Here is a 26,415-nt window from a genome sequence, read left to right as displayed (position 1 = left end):
ACGTTATTAAGCATACGGACGTAAAAAGTCGCCAGCTACTTACTTTAAAAAATGAAGGCCTGAGCATGTTGCTTACTCTCAATAGATATTTATTAACATTGAGGCCTTCACTACGTTATTCAGATAGGACCCGTGGAAATACAAAACTTTAACACAGTTCAACATAAATGATTACATTTGACTCATTTTGAACAAGATTGTTGAAAATTGCATTAGCATCTTGCGATTAAGGTAGGTTCATAGCTGAATACTACCGATAGGGAGTATTCAGCGTTTTAGTTTTCTCATTTTTGAACCAACCTATTCTTTTAATTGAAAAGTCACAAGTCAGTGTATTTGGTTTACTCAGTAACACCCAAGTCGATGACTTGTAAATGAAGCGGGAGCGCGTTACCTGTTCCTTTCTCCATCAGATAGTAATACGCTTTGCCGTTTTCGATATGAATGGTCCCGTGGTCAAATTTCACCCCTGAGGTTTGCTGATAAACGACTTCAAAATCGTTAGAACCTCCCTTTGCTTTTTCAACAAACGGATAACCATTTTTAAGCCCGATTATAAAAATACTATCACCCGATGTATAAATAGAATCGGCCCCGGTAAAGTCAGTTGTAATAGTAAAGTCTACTGCATTGCCGGGTTTAAAGGCGTGTATCGATACTTCCTTGTAGTCACTTCGCTTAGTATCCGTAGAACGAACATGAGTTATGAAATGAATATCGTCGTTTTCAGTAACCGTCCAGTCGAAGCCCGTTACAATGTGTACAGAATTAGGTGCTGTATGATCGATGTAATCACCAGGCTCAAATATTTTTATTTCATCAGAGTTAACCAAAGGCCAGGTCATGTCTTCGCCATCTACATTTTTCCAATTCCCTAAACCATCAGGATGATCAGAGTAGGCATAATAAACACCATTTTGATATTTGAAACGGTCATCATTATTTGCGCTACGCTGTTGAAACCCTACGCGCAACTTACCGTTTATATACTTCATTTGGCCATACAGTCCCCAATTGTATGCGTTGCCGTGAGTCTTTTGATCCTTGTGATTAAACGGTGTAAAGCGGGTCCATTTCTGGTTTTTTGCATCATATTTATTGAAGTAATAAGCGCCGTTGTTATTGCCACCCCAGCGCATATAGTGAAGCAGCTCCCCATCTTTACTCGTGTAAAATTTAGGATAGGTTAGCGCAGAAAAATTTTCTTTGTCTTGTAAATTACCGGTCATGGTCAAGTGTTTATAATCATCTGCGCCCTGACTCAACTCGCTAGTATCTTTAACAAATTGCTCCAGTGTAAATTCGTCGTCAGGCACATCTGCTGCACCAGCCACAGAAAAAGAATAGCGGAAAAAATCGTCGACAAACCTTCCTTTAAATCTGCCTGTTTCATCATCATCAACATAGGCGTGCATGTCGTAAACCATATGAATGGTTCCGTTTAACGGGCTCACTGCTAAACCAATGGTGTTGTGCGATTCACCTACCAGCGGATCGCCTCTAAATCCGGTATGCCTATGAGGAAATTGAATCGTTTTAACAATCCCAGTCTTTGTGTTGAACCGCGAAAGCATAACGTTTCGCTCTTCTTTGCCCCCTTTGTACCAAGTCATAAAAACAAAGTGTTTGTAAGGTTTAACAGCGTCACCGTGAGCTGAGATATTCCTGCCAAAAAAATAGTCATACGCTTGGCTTTTTGAAGGGTTTTCAAAAGTGTTGTGATTGAGTTTCTTGCCATCAAAATGGAGTGCGCCGTCAGTAATTTTTGTCTGGCTTTCCAGCAATACTCCGCTTGTATTGCTCATGTTGGAGGTTAACGACACGCTATCATTTGCTGTACAGGCTGTTAGCACTGATAGCGCAATTGCTGTTTTCAGTGCCGTACTTAGTCGGCTTACCATTTCACGCATGCTTAGATTTATTTTCATCGGTTTTTCTCGCTATACACTTACAAGCAGTGTACATTTAATTAAAACCATTTTCACTCAATATTAACCAATTTCAATCATTTTGAGATGATTGAAAGCGATACCCGTTTTGTTACGCAGCACTACTGGTTAATACATTAGCTATACCAAAGAAGGGGCAGAGTTTGTTTTCACATTCAGCGCAAGACTTACGTACGTCATTGGTCTCCATCAAACAAAATCTTGTATCTCTGTCTCTTGTTTACTCGCTTCTGATCAGTATTAGTGCTAGTGCTTCCGTTAGCTTGGATACTGAGACGATAGTGACTGACAAGGCCATATTTTTTAACGGTAACAAGGTAAAAGGCTCGTATTCTAAAAATAACCCGGAGGGCTACGATTACATTTTTGGCGATGCGTTGTCTCCCCATGGTGACTGCATAAAAGTTTATAAACACTTCGTTTTTATGACATGGTATCAGGGAGGTAAGGACAACCGGCATGTTATGCTTTCGCGCCTAAATACGAAAACGGGAGTACTTAAAACCATTCAGTTTCCCCACCGGCACACCGGCTTCAGAGGCAAATGGTGGTTAGGCGAGACACACAATACCATTGCGGTGGGCATAAGCCCTGCTGACGATACTATACACTTGCTATATGACATGCATCGCAATGGAAGAGTGGAAGCATTTTCTAGTGATTACTTACGTTACTCATTTTCTATAGAAGGTGCAGCGTCCGCTCCCGACGAAGATTTTGCGCTTCCACTATTCGTTAATTCTCCTGCAGGCCACTATAAGCACCTAGAGTTTTCTGGTATTGAAGATGTCGATACAACAAAGCTGCTTACCTACCCTGCATTCTTCACTGGGGATAATGGCGACTTATTTATGAAAATGCGCTATGGCTTTTCAGCGAATGGAAAAATGCTTTTTGCCCGCTACGATGGCAAAAAGTGGCAAGGCTATAATGACTTCAATCGGGTTCTAGCGTCAGAGCATGGTAGTGAATACAACTGGGGCTTGTACGGCGACTTCAAATATACAGGCGGTAAGTTTCGCATAGCCTTTCAGCGACGTTCTAAAAATACCTCAGATAAATATCTTTACCAAAACGGTATTTACTACGCTTATTCTGACGATCCACAAGGCGTCTTGAACTGGAAGAACGCGCAAGATGCACCAATTGAAATTCCTCTCGCTATTTCTGAGCAAATCCAAATTGAAGAGCCTGGAGACTGGGCTAAAACACAGAAAAAGAACCAAGTGTCCATTGTTCATGGATTTGACTTCACGGTAACAAACAGCGGCGATGAGCACTTTGTAAGTAAAGTAGAAGACCTTGAGTTTAATGAACAGACCAACCTTCACACATTTCGTAAGGCTGGCCAGAAAGATTTCACTACAGTTCGGATACCGTTTGGCGGGCAACTCTTTAGCAATGGCGATGATGTCTATCTTACCGGCTTAAAAAATGGGCGGGTCGTAATTGCAAAAGCTAAAGGCAAGGCAGAAAACTTCACTACGATTTACGAACACAGTGAAGGACCAAACTTCGATAAGGCCGTGGTCTTTTTTAAAGATAGCAAGGCTTATTATTATCTTAAAAAAGCCGAAGGTTCTGGCGACAAGCGCAGTCTATTTCTACAGATATTTTCGTTGAAATAGTGAAATCCTAACTCGCCTGAGAGCATGCCAGAGCGTTTTATGAGAGCTTTATGAGTGCTGTAGATAGCATGCCTTTTTCTGAAGTATAACACCATTATTTACTCTACCAGTATCGCACATATGGAAATCGCCCATTCAATTGCGCGCTGCCATTGTAAAACTAACAGAAACGACACGAGGTTTTTAAATGAAACAATCACTGTTCAGAGCACTGCTATTTACATCGCTGCTTTCGCTTTTTGTAAATAATGAAGTGCTAGCACAAGACATCAAGCATGGCCTACGTGACGACGCAGGACGACACATGATCCCACGCGGCTTTGTCGTAAACACCAATGATGCGGGTGGAGAAGTTAACTTCACGCAAGAAGACTATGTACGCATGGTAAGAATGGGCGCCAACGTACAAGTTGTCAGGCTGGAATTAGGTAAATTGAGTACTTTTGGGGACTCGACCTTTCAGCCAGAATATCTGGCACGTCTAAGAAATGCAGTTCGCCTTGGTCGCGAAGCTGGCATTAAAACTATGTTTAAACTGACGGTGTATGGCGCCAAAGGTTTTTCTTGGCCCGACTTATACTTTGACAGAAATAATACGCAAGAAACTTATATTAATGCATGGCGACATATATGGGATGCGTTTAAGGACAACGATGCAGTTATCGGCTATGACTTAGTAAACGAACCACGTAAAAAAGAACTAACACAATCTTATGATGAACTAACCAGCGACTATTTAATCCCTTTATATGAAAAAATTATTGATGCCGCACTGCCTTACAGCGATGAGAAATTGTTTTTAATTCAAACTATTTTTATGAACAAAGGTGAGGCAATCAACAAAAATCAGTACGCGGAAATAAAGAAAAGAGTGAATCGCAAAAACATTGTTTTCGCACCACACATATACCAAGAATATATCGACTACATCGCACCTACTATGGAAAGGTTTGATAAAGAAGCTGACTTACTTCAAGCGCCAATCTTAGTTGGAGAGTGGGGGTTTCCAACGTTACTTACCACCGACAACTCAGTAGAAGAACAACTGCATTACATTAAGTTTTATATTCGCACAGCAGAAGTATTCGACAAAATGGGTATTGGATCAATTAAAGCTTGGTTTTTAGGCAATCGTAGCTATCAGAATTTTTTACCTGGGGGCGAATCAACTTGGGCGATTTTCTCTGACAAACAAGCCGACGGTACGGTCGAGAGAAAATACATCACTGACATTATCGCTCGCCCTTATCCGCAGTTTATTGCTGGAGACATAAAAAACTTTATGTTTCATTTTGCGACACGTACTTTAGATATCAATATCAAAACAGATAATAGCAAGGGCGCTTCAAGAATATTTATAGGGGCGGACCGTCACTATCCAGATGGTTTCTCGATTCATGTTGGCGAGGACTTAATACTTACTCACAGCCCGATTAATACCGGCCTTCGCGTACATTCATCTAAAAACAACACCAGACCCAGCGACTTTATCTGGGATGAGGACAGACAACAACTGACGGTGCTGGCATGGCCTACAAATAACACAATAATCAACATAAGAATTGAGCCGGGTGTTTACAGAGAGCCAGATCCGGCTGCTAAAAATTGAGAAAACACTTAATGATTTATCTCGGTATTACTGACTTTTAATAACAGTGCCTATTTCAAAGTCGTAAACGTAAATGGGGCTTGGCTCACCGATTGAATCTGGTGCATGTTGCCATATAACACTTGCGATACCTTGCTTTAATAAGCTGAGATCCCACGTGATATACCCACCTTCGATTTTACCTAACTCACTGTCTACATTGGGCATGTCGATTTTATGCCATGTTGTAAAATCGTCGGCTCTATCAGAATAGTAGATATCAGCGCTCTCTCGCCCTGCAAACGCAACTAACCTGTCGTCTAGAAACTTTAACGTTACGTTTGATGCCGTAAAACTAGAGACTCGCTTTTGCCAAGTGCCTGAGGTGCCGCGAACATAATGATGTACACGGGCCGGACCACCAGCTTCAATATTGTGACTAAGTAAAAGGTGATAGTCACCTGTTTTAGTATCGATAACAGAGTTATGCGAAACATTAGAAGGTCTAAGCGTCGTGGGTACGTGAACTGCCTCTAACCCAGGTGTTGCAATAGACAAGACTTCGCCTTTTCGCGTATCAGCGACGAGGGTTCCAGCATTGTTATACCAAGTAAGCCCTTCGTCATCGCTATAGGTATAGTAGATACCATGATTACAATCTAAGCCGTTGGTTTTACCAGGATTACAATTGACTGGTCGCTCTCTAAAGACCCAACTAATGTGCATGCGACCATTTGAGTCAAATTTTGGTCCACCGCCGGCTAGATAAGGCCCTCTCGTTGAAGGTTCTTTGTTGCCGTTTACATTTTGAATATAAACACCTTCACTTGAAGATATGTTTCGAATAAATTCCCAATCGCTTTGCTCTGCATCATACAGCGCGAGCTGCATTTCACCTTTTGCTGCACCACCTTCTCGGTAGTACATCAGTACATTTCCACTCTCTAAAGAATAAAATTTTGGATAGGTAACACGACCTACCGCATCATCAGGAAAACCGAGGTTACGCTCGAATTTAAAAACATCGTCGTTCCAATCTACAGTTTCTGGATGGTTTGCAACTCCTACAGCTGTGCGCGCATAATTAATTCGATCTAAATTATGATGGTCGAACGAAATATGAATAACGCCATCGCCCTTTGAAATCTCGATAGCTTGACGGTTGTGTGCATCATCGGACGTCAATCGGTAAACAGGTAAAGTAGAGTATTGCCAGTCATGTCCCGTAACTTTTCGACGCGCGACGACCACCTCGGCGAAAAGGTCCCCATAGCCTCCTCTGTCTTTTGCCGTGTAATAAATAACATATTGAAAGCCATTATAGGTAACGGCTTGCGCTCCCATAACGCCGGAAAAGTGAGGTTTCCCATTTATTGCGCGATCTGAACCATCAGAGGTGTGAGACTTGCCGACTAAAAGACTACTGCTAAGTAGTTTTGGCTTTTGGCTCAATGATATCGACATAGAATTATGCGTTTTGCTTCGAGGTAGTAACGTTGTGTTCTCATCTACTACGGACTGACAGCCGCAAAGATATACCATCATCATTAGTAGCAAGAGCTTATTTGTCATGTTTCGACTATCCATATATTAATTATCACTTCAAAATGTGTAATTTTTCTACCCACGTATAACACGAGTTAACATGCCGACGAGCGTTCTCTTTTCTCTAATCGTCATAAGGTGACCTAACTGACTTGCTCTCGGAAATTACCGGTGTAAATTTACTTATAAGGGGGTCGCTTAACATTCGCATTTTTGTATTAAGCGTTGTGTCTAATCTAAGTAATTCAGCCAATTGAATGTCTGAGAGTGTGCCTTCCAATAGATTACTTGTTTCATGGGGGTCGCGTTCTAAATCGTAGAATTCATCACGGCCTGTATTTTTGAAGTCCCTCACGAGTTTGTGTTTGCCGTCGCTGTACATCCTCATTCCAGTAATGGATTGGTGCAAAGTCGAATACGCAGCGAAGTAGTCTGTGCTTGTCACCACATTTTCGTCTTTAAGCGCATCGATGACACTTTGGCCTCTGATGGTGGTTTCTTCAGGAAGGTCTAATCTTGCGATATCCATGATAGTTGGGTAGAAGTCTAAGTTAGATACAGTAGACAGGTTTTGCGCCCCCGCAGGGACCTTGTCAGGCCACCTGACAATCAACGGCACCTTAAGAACGGAATCATAAAGATTGGGACGCTGGCCTTTAGGTATGGTAGGGGTTCCTTCAGGGGGGGTGTTTAGCAACCAAAATCCATTCCCTTTATGCCAGATGCCGTTTTGCCCGATGGCATAACCATGATCAGAAGTAAAAATAACTACGGTATTATCAGCAAGACCTAAAGTGTCTAGGTGTGCCATCAACCTACCTACATTTCGGTCAATACCTTTAACTGATGCCAAGTAACCGCGTAATAGCATCTTTGCTCGGTGCTTATTGAGATCTGGATAGTCAGGGTGTAATAGTGCTACATCTTCAGCAATGGCACTACGATCGCTCTCAGACACGGGCTCAAATGGATAATGCGGTGCCCTGTAATGCAATGACAAAAGAAACTTTTTGTTTTTATTTCTTTGTAAAAAATCAATGGCGTGGTCAGTCAGAACGTCAACCGTTAAGCCTGTTTCACTCTTCTTTTTTCCATTCACGGTAAGATGAGGGTCAATAGGCGTAGTCCCCCCTCCTAGAAAACCAATAAACTCGTTATAGCCGAAATTATTGGGATGATATTCAGGCTTTTTACCAAGATGCCACTTACCAATAAGGCCATTATAGTAGCCATTGTCCTGCAGTTGCTTCGGCCAAGAGTCAAATTCAGAAGACAGGCCTAAGTCTAACTGATGGCCAGTAAGTGTTTTGCTTTTAAGGTGATCATTGATCCAATCGTCTATACCTAACTCGAAACCATATCGAGAGGTGAGTAGCCCTGCTCTGGATGGGCTGCATACGGGTGTAGTGGTGTATGCATTAGGAAAGGACATGCCTTGCTCTGCTAATCGGTTAAGGTTGGGTGTTATAGCGTTTGGATTTTTACCCTCAATGGCCCAAGGAGCTTGATCGTCGGTGTAAATAAAAACAATGTTTGGCGACAGGTTTTCACCATTCGACGTAGGTTTTTTAACTAAATTCATTGCAGCCGTAGCGTGGCTACCTAAAACAAGTACCAATAAACCTAATGCCATACGTCGTAATGGGTATCTCAACATTTTTTCCTAACCTTGTTATAGAAGACTTGCTTTAACGATGCACTGTGAATGAAAAGCAGTAAGCTTTTCACTTTTTATAAAAACTAGGCCGTCTCAATGTCGAACAAACACCTCGGCATACTTCAATCTGCTTTAAAAATGCAGTTGGTAAAACGAGTTGGGATTAAACTCAAGCATGACTGATTTTGACAATTTAAACATGAAAATAGGTTTTAAACAAATAATTTACAACTTGAAACATAGCAATGACTATATGGGAAACTAACTCAAAAAACACTCAAGACTATGATTTTTATTGAAATATAAAAATACTTACTCGTAGAAATTAAAAACTCTCCTACTCGAAATAATGACCAGCATAGATCATTTATGAGCACTTATGATTGATATTATAAACTGGTTCAATGTACTATCCAGCTCAATATCTATCAGTAATTAAATAATTCGCTGGCATGAAATCGTATAGTGCCAATACATAAAAGGATGGTCCATGAACGCATACTCAAGTGCAATTAATCAGTTTATAGGAAAAACCATAGTCCTATTTGCCATCGCTTTTTTGCCACAAGCGTCATTATATGCAAAGGAAATGATGTCTGATTTGCCAACGAAGACCCACGTTATGGCGCAAATGGAAAAAGTAGCGAATTGGCAGGTCGCACGAACACAGCATATGACCCATGTTGGTCGCGCAAGGAAAGGCTCAGAAACATACGGAAGATGGATCCAAGGAGCGTTTTATAAAGGGCTAACGAAACTGGCAGAGCGCTCTAGCAACCCGTTTTATGAAACATGGATTGGTTATGAGGGTAAAGCTCACAACTGGAAAATGGGCAAAGTTAAATACTTTGCTGATGACCATGTCATAGGACAGACCAATCTTTGGTATTACCGAAGACATAAGAATGAACAAGCGCTAGCGTCGGTGAAAGAAACCTTTGACTGGTTAATTGACCAAGCCCCAGACAACAGTCTCGAATTTGTAGCGGGTAGGAATGAAGATAACGTACACAACTGCCAATGGCGATGGTGCTGGGCTGATGCGTTGTTTATGGCCCCTCCGGTGCTCTTCGAGCTTTCTGCTATTACGGGCGATCCAAAATATGCTGACTACGCTCATAAAGAGTTTCAAGCAACCATCGATTATTTGCAGGATCCTAAAACCAAATTACTTTTCCGAGATTCTCGTTATTTTGAGAAAAAAGGCAAATTCGGTGAGCAAGTTTTTTGGTCTAGAGGAATGGGGTGGGTATATGCAGGCGTTGTACATGTTTTGGAAAATCTTCCTCACAACCATCAATATCGTTCTTACTACGAGTCTCTCTACCAAGAGCTCACATCAGTAGTAGTGAAACTGCAAAAACAAGATGGTGCGTGGCCAATGTCATTGCTGGCTGGAGAAAAGTACGTAGAACCAGAAACAAGTGGAACCGCCTTTTTTACCTATGGCCTAGCTTGGGGCATCAACAATCAATTGCTCGACGAAACCACATATCTACCTTCCGTGAAAAAAGGATGGCAAGTGTTATCAGCAGCAGTTCAACCAGACGGCAGATTTGGCTGGGTTCAAGGCGTAAACGAAAAACCTGATGTGGTAACCAAAGATGATACCCAGTTGTTCGGGGTAGGTGCATATCTGCTCGCAGGAAGTGCTGTATATGACTTGTTAGAGAAAAATTAATCTACTTTTTAACTAGTGAAAGGAATAAAAATGACAAAAAGTATAAAAAATTCACTTCGCCTATTGGCCACGTGTAGCACAATTTTATGGGCGGGCCATGGACTTGCTGCTGACTGCAGCAGCCCCCCAGCAAACCCGAATGGAAAAGCTTCTAAACTACAAGACGCTCTGCAGCAGGCTACCAATACGGGAAGGCCAATCAGGCTATCTGGCACCTATTATATCGGTTCAGATAAAAATGCGAACGACGGTAAATCCATTTTGAAGGGCGTTAATATTACGCTTCGTAAAAATTTAATTGTTGACGCTACTGGTGCAAGGTTTATTGCAAAAGCTGATCTAGATGGGGACCTATTTAGTTTTGACACAAAAAATAACGACAACGTGTGCAACAACCGCAACCAAAAAGCAAATTTTGAATGGACTGGCGGCGAGTTCGATATGTCTCGCGCTAAGGTTTCAACCGTTGTCCCCATCACTAGGTTAACGCCAAATGGAAGGGAAGGACTGGATAAAACTGCCGATGCTCTCTCTATTAGGGGTGTAGTAAATAGTACGAATTACCACAAGCTGAACGACCTTTTAATTGAACGAATCACGTTTATAGGAACCAGAGGCAACAGCGATCCTTTCTATGAAGCAGGTGGCGATAGCGGTATTTTGATGACAGGAGCCCTAAAGGCAACTATCAGATATAACAGCTTCTACGGTGTTCGCGATGCCGCTGTTTATTTATCCGCAGGAGGCGATAAAGGACAGTTTGGTGACTACTTTACAATTCATGATAATTATGTGGAACGCGCGTTTGATGGCTTCACGTCGAAACGAGGTGCTGACAATATAGTCATGCGAAACAATATTCTTAAAGATGTGGTTGTTGGGCTAAGCACTAAAAGTGTTTATCAAGGCTGGCAAGCAACAAACGTAAAAATTCTAGACAACACAATTGACAATGCAATGCGTGCTATCAGCCTTGAAACAACAAACAATGTGAAAGTTGAAGATAACGAGATAAACGCACTGGGTGACATTGTTGCTGACCAGAGTTCGGCTAACAAGGCTAACTTCAACGCTTACAGCGATGCATTTGAGGGGATTTCGCTAAACGGCGTTAAAGGAAACAACACTATAAAAAATAATAAAATCAGAGGCGTTAACGCTGGTTCTCGAGAAAAACTCACTACTACATGGGGTATCGTACACCGCAGCTATGAAGGACGTAATACTGAAAATATCATCAAGTCTAATAATACATTTTCTAATCTAGACAAATGGAGCAAGTATCTGTAGTTGTTCGATGCGCACCGAACAAGTAGCTTCTTCAAGCGTTAATTCGGTGCTATGTCCGTTCTCTTCCTGTTTCATAATGAGCTTACATACTTGCACTGATAGCAGTTTGTTTCTAACACTGTCCCGTGCTAAAAAGTACGGGACAGTGATTGACCCACAGAACGCTATATTGCTTTACAGCGATTCAATGCTTGCAAATAGTAGTAATCGCCATAATTCAATGACGCATTCAATTCATCATTTGCTGGGAAGTTACCCGTAGCCTGCTTCAACAGGAAGTAACCATTTTCTCCTTTTTCAGCAAGGTATGCTGGTGACGATAGTGTTCGCAACATTTTCATAGCAGCATTGTAGTAACGCTCAGATTCAGGCCCTTCAACAAACGTAGATAGCTCCAGTAAGGCACTTGCAGCTAATGAGGCCGCTGAAGAATCTCTGTATAATGTCGTACCCTCATGTTTTGGGGCGTCATAATCAAAATACGGGACTAGATCATCGGGCATGTTAGGGTGATCTAAAATGTAATTGGCGATACCTTGCGCATGATTTAGAAACTTCTCTTCCTTAGTAAATCGGTATGACATGGTGTAACCATACAGCCCCCACCCTTGCCCACGAGACCAAGAAGAATCATCTGCAATACCTTGGAACGTTTGTTTCCAATTGGGTTTACCCGTTTCTCTACTATAATTCACCAAATGAAATGAGCTAAAATCATCACGGAAATGATGCTCCATAGTGACACTTGCATGACTGAAGGCGGCATCGCGATATACAGGGTCACCGGTTATTTCTGATGCGCGGTACAACAATTCCAAGTTCATCATATTATCGATGATAACTGGGAATTCCCACGTGCCCCAACTCCAAGAATAGGTGACTCCGATTTTTGGGTTATAACGTTCCATCAACGTTTTCGCCGCGTTTACAATAACCGTCTCATACTCTTTATTATCGGTTAAGCGAAGGCCATTACCAAAACTATCATAGATGATAAAACCGATATCATGGGTTTTACGATTGAATTGGTTTTTTTCGAGGGCCTCTGTCCATTTAGTTGCCGACTCTAACCAGCTTTGGTCTTGATTATGCTCATACAAATTCCAAAAACTACCGGCAACAAACCCTGTAGTCCAGCCCAACATCGGCTCTAACCTTGGCTTTCCTTGACTGAACGACCTAGGCACATTTTTGGGATCTGTATAGGCTTGCCGAAACCCATCGTACTGCATAGTTGCGTGGTCTAACGCAGCGCTACAAAACTCAGTGTTATTCTTTGGCCAATCAATCTTTTTAGAATAGCTGATTGTATTGGGTACTTTTTCTTTTACTGCCGGTGCACTCGCCTGCTTCTCGGTTGCGCTGCAAGCAGAAAGAGTACAAGCGGCTAAAATTGCGGCTATAGTCTGCTGGTTTTTGGTCATCTGATACTTACCGTGTTAATTAGTTTAGCTGTATAGATTAAACAATAAACCCGCCAAAATCATCAAAAACAATCATAACAGGTCACACTTAATCTTAGGCAGGTTCGTGTGTACTACTCATTTGCCCATCGCATTTCGTATTTCTGAACGGAAAAAGACGGAATAGACGCATCAATGGAAACTATTGAAGCCCGATCATTTTCTTGGGTGCTTCCCTCCATCCAGTCACTCCATTTTAGTGAGGTGACTTTTCCATAGCTTTCTTTATGTACACGAAAAGCTTTCCGCCCCGCTTCGTTTAAAGCATCGCGCAAAGATGCGGTAGAATGTGCATCGGCTTTCCGCCATCCACCTTCTCTTTCAGTGAGCATGGCTTTAGGAAAATCATTAATGAACTGCTGCTCGATATTGGTTTCGTCATCAATTTGCGCTACTCGATAGTGGTACTTAGTGCCAGATGGCTTGTCCACCCGAACACGAAGATGAAGTAATTCAGGCGTTAAAGCATCCATATTTTCGTTATTAAAATTAAAGGCAAGCACATCGATTCCATCATCAGATTCTCGCTCTGTGAATATTCCATTTACCGTGTTTCCCTGAGGTGTTTTTTTAGTGCTAACGGAATTTTCATACAGCCTATTCCCCACCATCGGAAACAGTGCGAGTTGCGTTAGCGCTTCTGGGCTATATGACCCCTCATGGAAGTTTCCCCACTGAAAAACATCTTTTATGTTGTGGGTTAACATCATTTTGGCAAGCATGGCAAAAAATGCAGAATTATGTGACGTCGCAACGCTAACGAACCCTGCCCGCTTCATTTTCACAATGAATTTATACTCATGTATTTCAAAGCGGGCTGCAGGGTTGTAATCTGCGTGCTCTAAGATAGGCGCAATCTGCTTAGCGTACACCTCATCCATATCCATTTCGTGAGGGTGTGTTATGTGCGGGTAATAGGAAATCGCTAAGAAATCATAGGGTACGTTATTTTCTTTTGCCCAAGTGACAAAATGCGGCGCATAGGCATTTTCTTTGTTACCCGTGTAATCAACATAGCGGCTTTTATGGGACGCCTCTCTGAAGTGAACTCCTACTTTTGCGCTGGGCAGCGTAGTCTTTATCGCTGATACTGTATTAAGGTAATGATCAAAAAACTCTTCTCGCGTAGCGGCCCAGTGCTGAGGTCGAGTATCTATCTCTGAGCCCACTCTAAACCGCCAATTAAGCACCCGTTCTTTACCGTAACGCTCTACAAGCTTAGTGATAAAAGCGCTTATATACTTATTCCACGCTATTGCGTTATATGGTGGTAACCCGTTGCCATACACCCCTATTTTATCTTTCAATAAATAATGCTTGCCATCGGGCTCTTCTACAAATTTGTGCCCACGCTGAAAGGCCCAGGGTGGATTGTCTAATACGATCTGAAAGATATCCCAATCGTCCTTTAGCCACCTGTCAATTCGTTCGAACGCAGGTTCGAAGTTGTAGACATATTTTTCCCCATCCCACAAATAGGTATCGCCTGCTAAGTCTTGGTTGAACCAACCCCCTAACATTCTAACGGTATTGACCTTGGGCTTACGTCCAAACGTCGCGGGTTTCGATTTTGGGCTACCTCTTTCGGTCCTTACCGCAACGTCAAAAAAGTCATAAACGTCGCCTATTTGCCCACGAGTATCAGTAAAGTCCGACATCAATGTGATAGGAATTTGCGTGTTATTAACCTCTCGCTTTTGATAAAAAGAAGGGGCACTGAGAGAAAATTTTGCGTGAAGAAGCTCACGTAACTTTTCTTCAATATTTTGATAGCTCGGTTTACCAGATTCATTGGCTCTCGCAACATCGGATACCCTGTGATCGTATAGCTCTGTGAACTGTATTTCCTGCGTGGCGGCATCTCGCCATTGCGTATATCGCCAATCACCATCTGTGACCGTCACCCCCATAATCTTTCCTCGATTAAAAAGACTATAAGCGGCTGGTTTAAAAGATTGATGAGGGTTGTCTATGAGAGATAGCATACTATCCCCATCTACGTTAGGCATAGTGAGTCCTGCAGCTTCCACTAGCGTCGGAAAAATATCGACATTTTCAACCAGTGCCGATGAAGTTTGATTCGCCACGCGCCTGCTATAAGAAAGTTCACGACTTATAATGAGAGGTACCCGAGTGTCCAGCTCCATATTGGTATGCTTATTCCACGCGCCGTACTCGCCAAGCTTGTATCCATGGTCGCTCATCAATACAACCATAGTATTTTCTCGTAGATTCATCTCGCTAAGCGCTTGCATTACTTTGCCAACCTGCGCGTCCATATAGCTTACCGACGCGAAATATCCATGCCTAAGCGTTTTAGTTAGCTCATCATTGACGTCGCCTTCCTTAGGAATACCACCATACATTCTTAACTCGCCCCACTTTGTAAGCGCAAGACGATACATGTCCTCTGGTTTATTTCGGCTTGGCACTGCAAGCTCGTTTCTGTCATATAACTCCCAATAACGTTTTGGCGCGTTGAAAGGAAGGTGGGGCTTGCTGAGGCCAACAAACATTAAAAACTTGTCGTCTTTTAAATCTCGCAGTGCACGTATGGCATCGCTGGCCACTTTGCCATCTTTATAAAAGTCGTCCTCGACATCGCCGGCTTCATATGCAAATCGCTTTTCTTTATTACCGTCAATAGCGTAAAAGTTATCGAGCTTTTTAATATGAGTAGACCAGCTTTCAGCATCGTCTGTTGTGCTGTGATAAACTTTACCGATACTAATCGTCTTGTATCCATTCGCTTTGAACAATTGCGGCAGCGACACCACATTTGGTTGATTAGGTCGAAGTCGCCCGTCTTTTCTAATGGTATACAATCCTGTTGTCTCAGGTCGTAAGCCTGTCATTATGCTCACGCGAGAAGGGCCACAAATAGCTTGTTGAGCGTACGCTCGGCTAAACTTTACGCCCTCGCTGGCCAGTTGGTCGATATTGGGGCTGTGCACCTGAGTGTGGCCATAAGCGCCCAAGTCAGGTCGAAGATCGTCAACGAGAAACACTACAATGTTAGGAGACTTATTAGCTTGACTTGCATAAGCCATCGCGCTGACAAGTAGGCCCGAAAAAACTAAGAAAAGCGTTGTGAGGTATCTAAGTACTAATTTCATTTTAATATCCCAACATTAATTAGCGTCTATTTTCCAAGCACCCGGAGCAACATCTAATAGGATATATTTCGAGTTTTCAGACACAAACCTCACACCATCCACACTGTTTTTCACTTGCCCGGTTTGCCATGCAACGTTCCCATTTACGACTATGTTACTGATATTAAAATATTCCTTAGGCACTCCTACCCGTGCTACTGTATTACTAGGTGAATTGAGTTCAAGAGTAAGACTTTCTGATGTGCGACTTATTGTAAAATCGATGTCGCCTTGCACGCTGGGCACGCGTTGTTCAATCCGCTTCATATGCACCATATTGGGCAAAACTTGATATGTTTCCCAAGCTACAGAAGTAGGGGCGATACCAGCAATATATTTACTTAATACAGTACTAGGTGCATTCCAGGCGTGATTTTCTGTTCCTCCGCCATTCATGTACTCGGTTAACGTTGATCTGGCTGGATTAGCTACCTGTTTGCCATACCGCTCTTTCATTCTCGACAGAGCATCACCGTAGCGCCCTGCTATTGCCATAGCGTTATAGACCATCCATTCAAAATGCGGGCTGGCAAAGTGGTTGGGTATCAATACATTGTCAACTATGGCGTCGTATTGGCTCTCGTCAGCTAAGCCAAACAAAATAGCAACTGCATTAGCCCTGTCGTCTTTAAACACCTTGGGATTGCTACTGTAAAAACCATCATGCCAAAATGTAGTTCTGAACGCCTTTTTCAACGCTGCTATGCGGCTATCGTAGAAAATCAGGTGAGTTTGATTATTCAGCGCTAACGCCATGTTGCGAGCTGATACTAGCGCACTGTAGTAAAGCGCATTTTGAATAACGTCATAATCAATGGTTTCTTGCGGGCCCCAGTCAGTCCATTTCCAAGCACCACTTCTAAATGTCGCTAAGCCATTCTCGCGGAGATCCCACAATGTGAGGTATTTATGTACGTACGGATAGGCAAATTCAAGCGTCTCATGATCGCCGGTATTATAGTAATAATGCCAAATACCTTGCTCGACAAACTGTAAACTCTGTGCCGGTAATTCCCTGAATCGGCCAGGCCCTAAACCTGCAAAAATACCCGTTTCGCTGTCGCTGAAGGCAAGCGTTACTTTGATCGCTTTTTTCAGTAGGTCGCGCCCGGGTTTATCCATGGAGTAGAATAAGTAGCTTGCCTGGTCGGCTACATCACCAATCCACAAACCTCGCTCTCTATCCGGCGTATCCATAAAGTTATCGCGAGCACAAATGTATAAAGTATTCTCTGCCATCTGCCAAATACGTGTAAACCAGCTATCGTCAGTCTCAAAGTGCCCAGGAGTTGAGCCCACTCCTGTCCAGCGGTATTTTAGGCCGTGCACAGTGACACCTTTTGGGAAAGTATATTCTATAGTTCGAGCGTTAAACCATGAATAAGACTCAAACTGCTGTCGGCCTTTTTTTGTCGTGTAGGTGGTCTCAATCGTGTTAAGTCGCATATTAGAGTCAATATGCACCTGCAAGCCCTGCTCAGCCTCAATATCGAAATAGGGTGTAATATTTTTATTAAAATCGAGCACGCACTTAATAGTTTCACCATTGCTCTCAAAAGGAAATTTGGATGCGGGATAGTTCTCGCAGTGCGTCAAACCATAGTTGTGTAAAATAGGGATTTCACTTGGAAAAAGCGCATTAAAAGGTGCTCTCGGCGGACGGAGTAGGCTCTTTGCGCTTGCCCAGCTAGTATCATCGTACTCGGTTTTATACCAAGCTCCATCCGTCCAATCTCCCATGCTATTTCTGGCATCGTAGTCAATGTTCCATGCCGCTACTCGATAGGGCGACTGCTTAGTGACTTTAGCGTTATAAGCCGAGTGAGGATTTACCTTCCATGAATCATCAGAAATAATTCGGGTATCACCGGCGTCAGCCTGAAAAATAAAGCCCCCTTTATTCGACGAAATATGAGTACCCTTTTGACCATTATCACCGTAATACCATACCAATGCCGCAATAGTGTTAGTACCTTCAGTCAGGTATTGACTGATATCAACTTCGTCGTAGTACTTGTTCGATGCAATAGGGAAAAAGTCGGTACGTGGCGCTGGTGTTACTGGAGACGGCCCTCCCGTATAGCTTCCCTCGAAAACAACAAGCTTGCCATTAATCCATAACCAATATTTGGTGTCAGCGCTGATATAGGCAACGCTTGCTTCTGGTTGTTCATCCAAACTGATTTTTTTACGAAATGCCATCCAACTATTTGGTTCGGTAAATCGTTCTTTTGCCCAAATCCACTCTGCAGACCACTCAACCGCAGTAGCAGGAAGCGAAAAAGTAGAAGACAGTATTACAAAGCTAGCAATTATTATTTCTCTTATGCGCATATTTTATTGTCCATGGAAGCTGTAAAAAAATGAATTTATAAACTCTGAAACACTACATAGGCATGCTGATGTCGCCCGATACATGATATGAGCCAGGCTCAAGCCACAGGTCAGTGTCAGGTAAAGATTCACCATTATGGGTCAGTGTTAGTCCAGTAAGGGACGGAAGCTTTAGTTCAGCGCGAGTATTTTTCGGTACCGTAATGCTCATTGATAATTGGTTGGCGGCAATTGACCAAGCCACTTTAATATCGCCATTAATCGTTGGCACTGTACCTTGCAAGTTGTTTAACCTAGTAGTGAACTGCGGGCTAATCTGAAATGTTTTAAATCCAGGCTCTAGTGATCGAATTCCGAGCATACCAGTGTAGAACCACTCAGCCACTGCACCGTAAGCATAATGATTAAGTGAATTCATGTTAGCTTTATTAAAGCCCTCTTCGAGAGAGTATGAGTTCCAACGCTCCCAGGTAGTCGTTGCACCGTTGTTGATGGAGTAAAACCATGACGGGTAGGTTTCCTGCAGCAAAATATCGTACATTAGTTCGCTATGACCATATTTTTGCAGCACCTGGTGTAACATTGGTGTGCCTAAAAAACCAGTACGTAAATGCCGATCACTTTTTTCTAATAAAGCTAATAGCTTTTCAACTGCTGTAGTTTGCTCATCCTCTGAAAACAATCCAAACGCCAGCGGCAACAAATAACTTGTTTGAGTAGTTTTAACATTGAGTTCGACGGTTTTTGGCGACTTGAGCCTTTTACCTTTCTCCCGTTTAATTTGCTTAGTCGTTAAGCTCACAAGATTGAGCGTGTCATCAAAAAAGAATGTTCTGAATTTTTGCTTAATGTTATTAAACAAACGTCGATATTGGTTTGCGTCGGATTCATACCCTAATATCTGTGCAGTTTTGGCCAAAATGTCCACAGAGCGCGCGTAATATGCGGTAGCAATTAAATCAGGATGCGTATCACCCGAAGCTCGTTCGTTTTCTGTAAAAGGCTGTAACCAGTCGCCGTAAGTGCCAATGTTGGAAATATAGTCAAAGCTATTAAACTCAGTGTATTTCACCCATCGCTTCATCATAGAATAATTGTCAGCGAGAACAGTGATATCTCCGGTATGTTGGTACAATTCCCACGGAACGATGGTTGCAGCATCTCCCCAAGCAGCGGCGGTTCCTTCAGTAAGAAACGGGCGAAATGGCACAAATTTGGGGATCATTCCATCAATGCCTTGCTCTTCTCTCATACTTTCTAGCCACGAAGCCCAAAAAGCATACACATCCGCTTTATATAGTGACGTACGGACAAATACTTGGGCATCGCCTGTCCAACCTAAACGCTCATCGCGTTGCGGACAGTCTGTGGGAATATCGAGGAAATTACCGCGTAATCCCCACGATACATTGCTAGACAGCGTATTGAGTTTGCTATGATTACTTGAAAAATTGTCATAGACATCGAAATCAGAGTGAAGCACCTTACCTTTCACCCACTCCAGCGCTGGTGTAGATGTTTTGTCATACCCCGAAACTTCCACATAACGATACCCATGAAACGTAAATGTTGGCTGATAGGTAATTTGGCCGTCGGATTTGGGAACGTACCAATCGGTACTTTTGGCCGAGCGAAGATTTCTTACATAGAACGTTTCTCCTTGCAACGCTTCGGAAAATCGAATTTTTACTGTTTGATCTTTTTTTACGGGTAGCGTCACTTCCGGCACGCCTACCATGTTTTGACCCATATCGAAAATTGCCACACCGTCTTTAACACTTACAAGCGTTATGGCAGGAATTGTTTTTGTTACTCTAACTGGCGCATGGCGCTTTGGCCGAAGTTTTACGTCAGGTTCATACGGCTCAGAATATACCCGCATCCAGCCATCGTTGTTAAACTCAGCGGTATTCCAGCCAGGTATTTCAAAATTGGCGTTATAGCGCTCACCATCATAATTACCCGCAGTGCGAATGGGTCCTTGATCGGTTGAAAACCAACTATCATCAGTTACAACTCGCGATAATGTGCCGTCTGCAAAGGTTACTTCAAGCTGAGCAATAAGACGAAGAGGTGTTACATAGTCCTGCTTGGTAGGATGAAAAATACGACCTTGCCACCCTTCAGCTAGTGCAGCACCGATAGCATTAGAGCCTTGATGCACTAAATTTGAAACATCGTAAGTCAGCGTCTCAATACGTTTATGATAGGGCGTCCACCCTGGAGTCATCACATCTTCACTGACTGCTTGGCCATTGATAAAAGGCTTAAATACCCCTTTGGCGGTGATATAAAGACGAGCTCGTTTAATGGGCTTATTCAGCTTAAAGGTTTTGCGTAAATATTGAGGACGAAAATACTGATTATCTGGTTGCTCAATGGAGTTGGGACTATGGACTATAGTTCGCTCATTAGTGTCTGGATGCCCTATCCACCGAGCGTGCCAATCACTGTTTGTAAGCAAACCAGTCTCAATAGCCTGCGTTTCACTCCATCGTGAACTGTTGCTCTCTACATCCCACGTTTTTACTCTCCAAAATACACGTTGCCTAGAGTCTAGAGTTAACCTCTCAGCACTAACCCACGCATTTTTGGATGACATAACTCTTCCGCTATCCCATAAAATGTGTTCTGGGTCGAATGTATCGTAGGTAGACACTTGAATTTGGTAACTATGTTGAGCCAACTGAGTAGACTCGGCGGGAACTTGCCAGCTAAACCGCGGTGAGCTCTCATAGTGACCAATTGGATTAACGAATCCTTCACCCACCGTAAGTGCTATTGGGGCGGGTAAAACCATTTTTTCGTCGTTATTGGTTTTTTCTGGCTCTGCTTGTTGGCAAGCAGTAAGGAAGATAGTGAACATGCAAAGTAGCATGTATCGGTAATAAGACATTATTGACCCAAATCAGAAGTTATATAATTAGAAAAGGCACCTAATTTGATTATTGATACCCTTAAATTTTAAATTCAATCAAATATAGTCAAACAAAGTCTTAAATGTTAACTTTACGTAAAATGTCATTGCGCTAACTATTTACGCTCCACTTGATGCTAGTGCTGTTGGGGTAGTTTGAACTAACGCTATGAAATGTCTTATCGAAGCGGAAAAGAGAGGATATGGTGTCTCAAAGCATGCCGTCGCCCCATTCTAACCATGGCTCTTTGAAACAAGCTTCAGACGCTTTTGCAACGTTGTTTGAATCAGAAAAACAGCGGCTGTACTCATACATTTATGCATTTGTCTTAGACAAAGCCGCCGCCGATGATATTTTTCAGGAAACAAGCGTTATCCTGTGGAAGGAATTTGAGACCTTTGAGCAAGGAACAAGCTTTAGAAAATGGTCAAATACCATCGTGTTTAATTGCGTAAGAACCTACCGTCGGCAACAGAAGAAATTAGTTTTAGGCTTGAGTGATGAATTATTTGAGCAGCTTATATCTTCAAGTTCCCATCAAGAAAATTCAGACGAAAAGTGGCGTATACTGCAACATTGCGTTTCCCATCTCTCTGATTCTGCATATCAACTTTATTTCGGGTTTTATATAGAAAATTTGAGCGCCCAGGCACTTGCAGACAAGACCGGTCGTTCGATTTTTGGTATTCGCAAATCTATCCACTTGCTTCGCCGCACGCTCTTCGACTGCGTTGATAAAGAGAAAGCGGAGTACGACAATTGAATCGCTCTGAAGAGTTTAGTGAAGTTCGTACCATTGCAGATGAAATCTGTGCTGGCACAGTGACTCAAATGCAGCTCAAAAAACTCGAAATCCTGTTAGCTAATGACGAGCAAGCTCGACAATTTTACCTTGATTACATCGAATTTCATGTCCATTTAAAATCAAGCACTATTCCGGATTTAGAGATAGTAAGACGCAAGACCGTCATTGATGAAGTTGTCGTTCGTCCCACATATGTGTCTAAACAGCTTCACGAACCTCCGCCTTGCGATACAGTTTCACCAAAGAAAAAGAATAAATCAAAACACATGCTTTATTTTGCAGTGTTTTTTACCTTCTTATCTTTATTATTGATATACATAAACACACAGGGAGATCCACTCGCTGATGAACATTTTGTAGCAGAATTAGTCAGTGGAAGGCTATTGGTCGACGGCAATGGCAATGTCTATAACGACTATGTTTATCCCGGTATGTATAAAAGCGAGGGCCCTGTTGAACTTAGGTTACGCTCAGGTGATAGCTTAGTATTTGCTTCACATTCACATTTCAAACTGTTCAATATTACCGATGTTAAGCTAAAGGGCGGAGAGATTAGCGTTACCTCCAATTCAAATAAGAATATCACCATTTCAACTGATGTCTTTGATATTGAGATGGATTCGGGTTACTTGACCGTCAAGATAGTGGACGATACAGCCACAGTCTCAACTGATACCGACGCTAAAATAATACCTAAAGCATGGCGACCAAGACACTTTTGGAACTTTGATGATGCAGGTGACAGAGTGATGGACTTCGCAGGAACAGCTGTCGGTGTTGCGGGTGATGGGGCTAAACGCATTGATGGGCTTATCGGGAAAGGCGCTTTTTACTTTGATAACGGTAAGGATGCAAGAATCAACGTGGGCAGCGGAGGTGGCAGTGTGCCTGCGACAGGCTCTTTCTCCGTAATTGATGGCGTTACTATTGAGGCATTGATTAGGCCACTTTATAACGGAAAAGGCCCTACCAAAGGACGATATGGAGAAATTGATGAAATTTTTCGAAAAGATCAGAGTGATAAAGATCACAGAATGCTACTTAGTTTCCAAAATGACCGCAACAAATCAATAGTAGTGCCAGCTGGCAACTATGCAGAATCTATTAGCTTTGGTTTGTACATTTTAGGTCAAGGTTACCATGAGCTAAAACTCCCTTTAGATGGCAAAAACGGACGGCCTACACTTCGACAGTTAAAAGATGGTAATTTTCACCATGTAGTAGCTACTTATGACGTTAAAAGCGGGCTCAAAGCCATCTATATCGATGGAAAAATAGGCGCACGCTTTCAATATCCACCTGGATCCAAAGTATTGAGTGGCGGCGCAGGATTAGCCAATATTGGGAATTCTCCCAATGCTCAGGGACATGCTGCTGAGGCCTATGCGGGAACCATAGACGAGGTAGCATTTTATGATTTTTCCCTTCCCCCCTTTGTAATAAATCTTCACTACAAAAATGTTGTTATGGGCCTTAACTATTTCGGCAACCAGCCATCAGCAGAAGCGCTGCCTCTAAAAAGCTATATCGAGCTTTCTCCTAATAAAACACTAACGCTAAACAACACCACCGGCTTACCTGAGCGCGCCGGTCATAACGAGCCACAGAAATAAGCTCAGCTAACAGCCACTCAAGTGCTGCACATGCCCACTGACACTTTGCAAAGCCTGTAGCTAGAAACTTATATGATTATCACCAAACTCTTACGACGTTGTTTTAACGGCTTTTTAACTATCCTACGACTTTCATATATCTGTCTGAAACAAGGATGTCAAAATAATGTTAACTCATCTGACTGATAATGATTGATTTTGGCTGGTTTTTCTAGGTACTATCAACGACATCAAATTTCACTAGCCGATATCATGAAGAGGATTACGTGGAAATTAATAGACGAATATTCTTAGGTTCTATGTTGTACGTTGTTTCAGCATCCGTTCTACCATCAGAGCTAAAAAAGTCACTTAACCTGACTGTCTTCAAATCGGACGCGGCTTTTTTCGAAGCGGATCAGTTCACGTTACTTTACGATATTGCGGATATAATGATACCTCGTACCGACACCCCCGGCAGTATGGACACTCACGCCATACAGGTACTTGATGAATTAATGATATCTTGGGCAGCACCCTCAACACAGCAACAATTCAATCAATTCTTATCCGAATTTTTGGTACGCGCAAAATCGACATTTAATACAAGCTACTTTTTACTCGGTAGGGAAAAAAGGCAGAGCTTTCTAGAACTTATCGACGAGCGGGCTTTTGACAAGGATAAAAGCGACTTTGCTATTGCATATAAACGACTCAAAGCGCTCATTTTCCATATTCACTACTCATCTGAAACAGCTAACCCTAACTTCTTTCTTGTCCCTGGTGGTTATCGGGGCAGCCTTACTCAAGATGAGTTGAACGTTATCTACGAGAGAAAATACTTATGAACAACGACTATGACGTTATTGTTGTCGGTTCAGGAATTACAGGCGGCTGGGCGGCTAAAGAATTCTGTGAACGAGGGTTTAAAACTTTGGTTGTAGAGCGCGGAAGAAATGTAGATCACCGAGGGCCTGAGTACAAAGATTTTCAAGCACCTTGGGATTTGCAAAACCGAGGAATGCCAAATGAATCGCTAGCTGAAGATGGTCACTACGCTACGCTTAGAAAAAAAGGGCACTTATATAAAACCGACGCGCTGCATTTTTTTGTTGACGATAAGAAGCACCCGTACAGTTTTCCTGAAGATAAACCTTTCATGTGGACCCGTGGATATCAATTAGGAGGACGTTCACTTACATGGGGACGCCAGGTACTACGATGGAGTCCCATGGACTTTCAGGCCAATGCGAAAGACGGCCATGGTATTGAATGGCCGATCGGGTATGAAGATTTAGCACCGTGGTATAGCTATGTTGAAAAATTTATAGGGGTTTCAGCGAATAAAGATGATTTGAAGACCCTACCTGACGGCGAGTTTCAGACGCCATGGGAAATGAGCTATGCTGAAAAATACATTTCCAATAATATTGCCAAAAAGTATACCGACAGACATCTCATTATAGGAAGAGCCGCTAATCTCACCTCACCCTCTCAAGATCAAATTGCATTGGGTAGGGGCAAGTGCTTGGCTCGCTCATACTGTAGAAGAGGATGCAGTTTTGGTGCTTACTTTAGCTCTCAGTCTGCCACACTGCCTGCAGCTAATAACACGGGAAATTTAACCGTCATTACAGATTCAATTGTAGAGCGCATTAACTACGACGACGAGAGTAAGAAAGTATCTGGCGTTACCGTCATTGATGCCAATACGAAAGAGAGGCGACAGTACAAAAGCCGCGTTGTTTTCATGTGTGCATCGGCATTAGGCACGGTTCAAATAATGTTGAACTCTAAATCAAAAACGTTTCCAAATGGTATTGCAAATAGCAGCGGAATGCTGGGTCACTACATACTTGGCCACGTCACTGGCGTAGTCGCAGATGCTGATGTGCCCGTAAGCGAAGATAAATTTGCATTCGGGCGGCGCCCTATTGCTACTTACATTCCGAATTATCGACATGAAAAACAAGCAGGTGCGAACTTTGACCGGGGGTTTGGTTTTCAAACAACTGCTCAAAATCGCACGTTTTCTCGGCCGAGTGCGAAGGAAAAAGGTATTGGTATTATTGCTAAGCAGAGTGTTGGTCAACTTGGTCCATGGCGTTTTAGAGCCTTTATGTATGGAGAGGTATTACCCTACTATGAAAACGTTGCCACGTTACACCCTGTCAAAAAAGACGATTGGGGCATGCCGTTACTCCATATCGATGCCGAGATAAAAGCCAACGAAAGAAAAATGATAAAACAAGCGGCTAAAGACATTCATGAAATACTAGAAGCCGGCGGCTGCACCAACATTAAGGTAAAAGCGACACCAGAAAACAAACATATTCCAATGGGTAAACAGGTTCACGAAATGGGCGGCGCGTGCATGGGAAACAACCCAGAATCATCGGTCCTCAATGGCTGGGGGCAGGCTCACGATATACCTAACCTATTTGTTACCGACGGAGCCTGTATGGCGTCTAGCGCTACACAAAATCCATCGTTAACGTATATGGCAATAACCACACGAGCGGCAGACTATGCATCTAAACTTCTAAAAAACGGCATTATATAAAGCAATCATGCTTCGTAATAGATTGACGATGTAGAGATTTTTCTACATCTCGATTGTAGTTTTTAATTCTGACGAGCGTTCAAATGTTCTCTCGACAAAGAAGTCAGCACGTCTCGTTATAGACTTTAGCAGTTATCATGGCGTAATGAAGAAGCAACCAATATGCGACTAGCCCGTACTCGACATATGCCAAGTGCACTAAGAGGAGAACTTCTCCTTTACAGAGGAATTTCAAATATTAGCGTTT

The 26,415-nt window shown here is 42.7% G+C and carries 15 protein-coding genes; 8 read left to right on the top strand and 7 right to left on the bottom strand.

All coding sequences use genetic code 11. From position 1 onward, the window contains the following. Positions 1-341 precede the first annotated feature (341 nt). The gene (locus AC27HD_RS17375) at positions 342-1,805 is read right to left on the bottom strand and encodes a BNR-4 repeat-containing protein (protein WP_487107422.1); all 1,464 of its coding nucleotides are present in this window, start codon (positions 1,803-1,805) and stop codon (positions 342-344) included. A 287-nt stretch (positions 1,806-2,092) separates the two neighbouring features. Here AC27HD_RS17375 and AC27HD_RS17370 point away from each other — a divergent pair, with 287 nt between their 5' ends. Continuing rightward, positions 2,093-3,577 carry a BNR-4 repeat-containing protein gene (locus AC27HD_RS17370; protein WP_487107390.1) on the top strand — a complete coding sequence of 495 codons (1,485 nt, stop codon included), beginning with the start codon at positions 2,093-2,095 and terminating at the stop codon, positions 3,575-3,577. Positions 3,578-3,764: 187 nt separating this feature from the next. Further along, positions 3,765-5,186 carry a cellulase family glycosylhydrolase gene (locus AC27HD_RS17365; RefSeq protein WP_487107388.1) on the top strand — a complete coding sequence of 474 codons (1,422 nt, stop codon included), beginning with the start codon at positions 3,765-3,767 and terminating at the stop codon, positions 5,184-5,186. 27 nt (positions 5,187-5,213) lie between these two features. Here AC27HD_RS17365 and AC27HD_RS17360 read toward each other — a convergent pair whose 3' ends face one another. Further along, entirely contained in the window at positions 5,214-6,737 is a 1,524-nt protein-coding gene (locus tag AC27HD_RS17360; protein WP_487107386.1) for a BNR-4 repeat-containing protein, read from the bottom strand. Between the two features lie 97 nt (positions 6,738-6,834). Next, the gene (locus AC27HD_RS17355; RefSeq protein ID WP_487107384.1) at positions 6,835-8,367 is read right to left on the bottom strand and encodes a sulfatase-like hydrolase/transferase; all 1,533 of its coding nucleotides are present in this window, start codon (positions 8,365-8,367) and stop codon (positions 6,835-6,837) included. 490 nt (positions 8,368-8,857) lie between these two features. Between AC27HD_RS17355 and AC27HD_RS17350 the strand changes: the two genes are divergently transcribed. Together AC27HD_RS17350 and AC27HD_RS17345 are read left to right on the top strand one after the other, a co-directional pair. After that, complete coding sequence (locus AC27HD_RS17350) at positions 8,858-10,048, top strand: glycoside hydrolase family 88/105 protein (protein WP_487107382.1); 1,191 nt, start codon at positions 8,858-8,860, stop codon at positions 10,046-10,048. A 30-nt stretch (positions 10,049-10,078) separates the two neighbouring features. Continuing rightward, positions 10,079-11,338 carry a right-handed parallel beta-helix repeat-containing protein gene (locus AC27HD_RS17345; protein ID WP_487107380.1) on the top strand — a complete coding sequence of 420 codons (1,260 nt, stop codon included), beginning with the start codon at positions 10,079-10,081 and terminating at the stop codon, positions 11,336-11,338. Between the two features lie 164 nt (positions 11,339-11,502). On the opposite strand, the gene AC27HD_RS17340 is transcribed toward AC27HD_RS17345, so the two are convergent. From AC27HD_RS17340 to AC27HD_RS17325, 4 genes are all read right to left on the bottom strand, one after another. Next, on the bottom strand, positions 11,503-12,762 hold the full coding sequence (locus AC27HD_RS17340) for a glycoside hydrolase family 88 protein (RefSeq protein ID WP_032096195.1): 1,260 nt from the start codon (positions 12,760-12,762) through the stop codon (positions 11,503-11,505). Between the two features lie 113 nt (positions 12,763-12,875). Beyond that, positions 12,876-15,917: a sulfatase gene (locus AC27HD_RS17335; RefSeq protein ID WP_032096194.1), complete on the bottom strand. Its 3,042-nt coding sequence runs from the start codon at positions 15,915-15,917 to the stop codon at positions 12,876-12,878. 15 nt (positions 15,918-15,932) lie between these two features. Next, the gene (locus tag AC27HD_RS17330) at positions 15,933-18,290 is read right to left on the bottom strand and encodes an alpha-L-rhamnosidase-related protein (RefSeq protein ID WP_032096193.1); all 2,358 of its coding nucleotides are present in this window, start codon (positions 18,288-18,290) and stop codon (positions 15,933-15,935) included. A 52-nt stretch (positions 18,291-18,342) separates the two neighbouring features. Then, positions 18,343-21,186: an alpha-L-rhamnosidase gene (locus tag AC27HD_RS17325; protein WP_032096192.1), complete on the bottom strand. Its 2,844-nt coding sequence runs from the start codon at positions 21,184-21,186 to the stop codon at positions 18,343-18,345. Between the two features lie 224 nt (positions 21,187-21,410). Between AC27HD_RS17325 and AC27HD_RS17320 the strand changes: the two genes are divergently transcribed. The 4 genes from AC27HD_RS17320 (at position 21,411) to AC27HD_RS17305 (ending at position 26,168) form a co-directional block, all read left to right on the top strand. Further along, the gene (locus AC27HD_RS17320; protein WP_235207762.1) at positions 21,411-21,971 is read left to right on the top strand and encodes a sigma-70 family RNA polymerase sigma factor; all 561 of its coding nucleotides are present in this window, start codon (positions 21,411-21,413) and stop codon (positions 21,969-21,971) included. Next, positions 21,968-23,626, top strand: a complete 1,659-nt coding sequence (locus AC27HD_RS17315; RefSeq protein WP_032096191.1) for a LamG-like jellyroll fold domain-containing protein — start codon at positions 21,968-21,970, stop codon at positions 23,624-23,626. The genes AC27HD_RS17320 and AC27HD_RS17315 overlap by 4 nt, the downstream gene beginning before the upstream one ends. 266 nt (positions 23,627-23,892) lie before the next feature. Further along, positions 23,893-24,453, top strand: coding sequence for a gluconate 2-dehydrogenase subunit 3 family protein (locus AC27HD_RS17310; protein ID WP_032096190.1), 561 nt, complete (start codon positions 23,893-23,895; stop codon positions 24,451-24,453). Further along, a complete protein-coding gene (locus AC27HD_RS17305; protein ID WP_032096189.1) occupies positions 24,450-26,168 on the top strand; it encodes a GMC oxidoreductase in 1,719 nt (572 codons plus the stop codon). The genes AC27HD_RS17310 and AC27HD_RS17305 overlap by 4 nt, the downstream gene beginning before the upstream one ends. Positions 26,169-26,415 lie beyond the last annotated feature (247 nt).

The sequence above is a fragment of the Alteromonas sp. 4NS20-0143 genome, assembly GCF_057542855.1.
Note: the sequence above shows the minus strand (reverse complement) of the source record. Positions and strands in the feature narration are given on the sequence as shown.

What these genes read in the sequence shown, in the direction of transcription:
- AC27HD_RS17375 (WP_487107422.1), bottom strand. Translation starts at nt 1,805, where the DNA reads ATGAGCAATACAAGCGGAGTATTGCTGGAAAGCCAGACAAAAATTACT.
- AC27HD_RS17365 (WP_487107388.1), top strand. Translation starts at nt 3,765, where the DNA reads ATGAAACAATCACTGTTCAGAGCACTGCTATTTACATCGCTGCTTTCG.
- AC27HD_RS17360 (WP_487107386.1), bottom strand. Translation starts at nt 6,737, where the DNA reads ATGACAAATAAGCTCTTGCTACTAATGATGATGGTATATCTTTGCGGC.
- AC27HD_RS17355 (WP_487107384.1), bottom strand. Translation starts at nt 8,367, where the DNA reads ATGTTGAGATACCCATTACGACGTATGGCATTAGGTTTATTGGTACTT.
- AC27HD_RS17350 (WP_487107382.1), top strand. Translation starts at nt 8,858, where the DNA reads ATGAACGCATACTCAAGTGCAATTAATCAGTTTATAGGAAAAACCATA.
- AC27HD_RS17345 (WP_487107380.1), top strand. Translation starts at nt 10,079, where the DNA reads ATGACAAAAAGTATAAAAAATTCACTTCGCCTATTGGCCACGTGTAGC.
- AC27HD_RS17340 (WP_032096195.1), bottom strand. Translation starts at nt 12,762, where the DNA reads ATGACCAAAAACCAGCAGACTATAGCCGCAATTTTAGCCGCTTGTACT.
- AC27HD_RS17335 (WP_032096194.1), bottom strand. Translation starts at nt 15,917, where the DNA reads ATGAAATTAGTACTTAGATACCTCACAACGCTTTTCTTAGTTTTTTCG.
- AC27HD_RS17330 (WP_032096193.1), bottom strand. Translation starts at nt 18,290, where the DNA reads ATGCGCATAAGAGAAATAATAATTGCTAGCTTTGTAATACTGTCTTCT.
- AC27HD_RS17325 (WP_032096192.1), bottom strand. Translation starts at nt 21,186, where the DNA reads ATGTCTTATTACCGATACATGCTACTTTGCATGTTCACTATCTTCCTT.
- AC27HD_RS17320 (WP_235207762.1), top strand. Translation starts at nt 21,411, where the DNA reads ATGGTGTCTCAAAGCATGCCGTCGCCCCATTCTAACCATGGCTCTTTG.
- AC27HD_RS17305 (WP_032096189.1), top strand. Translation starts at nt 24,450, where the DNA reads ATGAACAACGACTATGACGTTATTGTTGTCGGTTCAGGAATTACAGGC.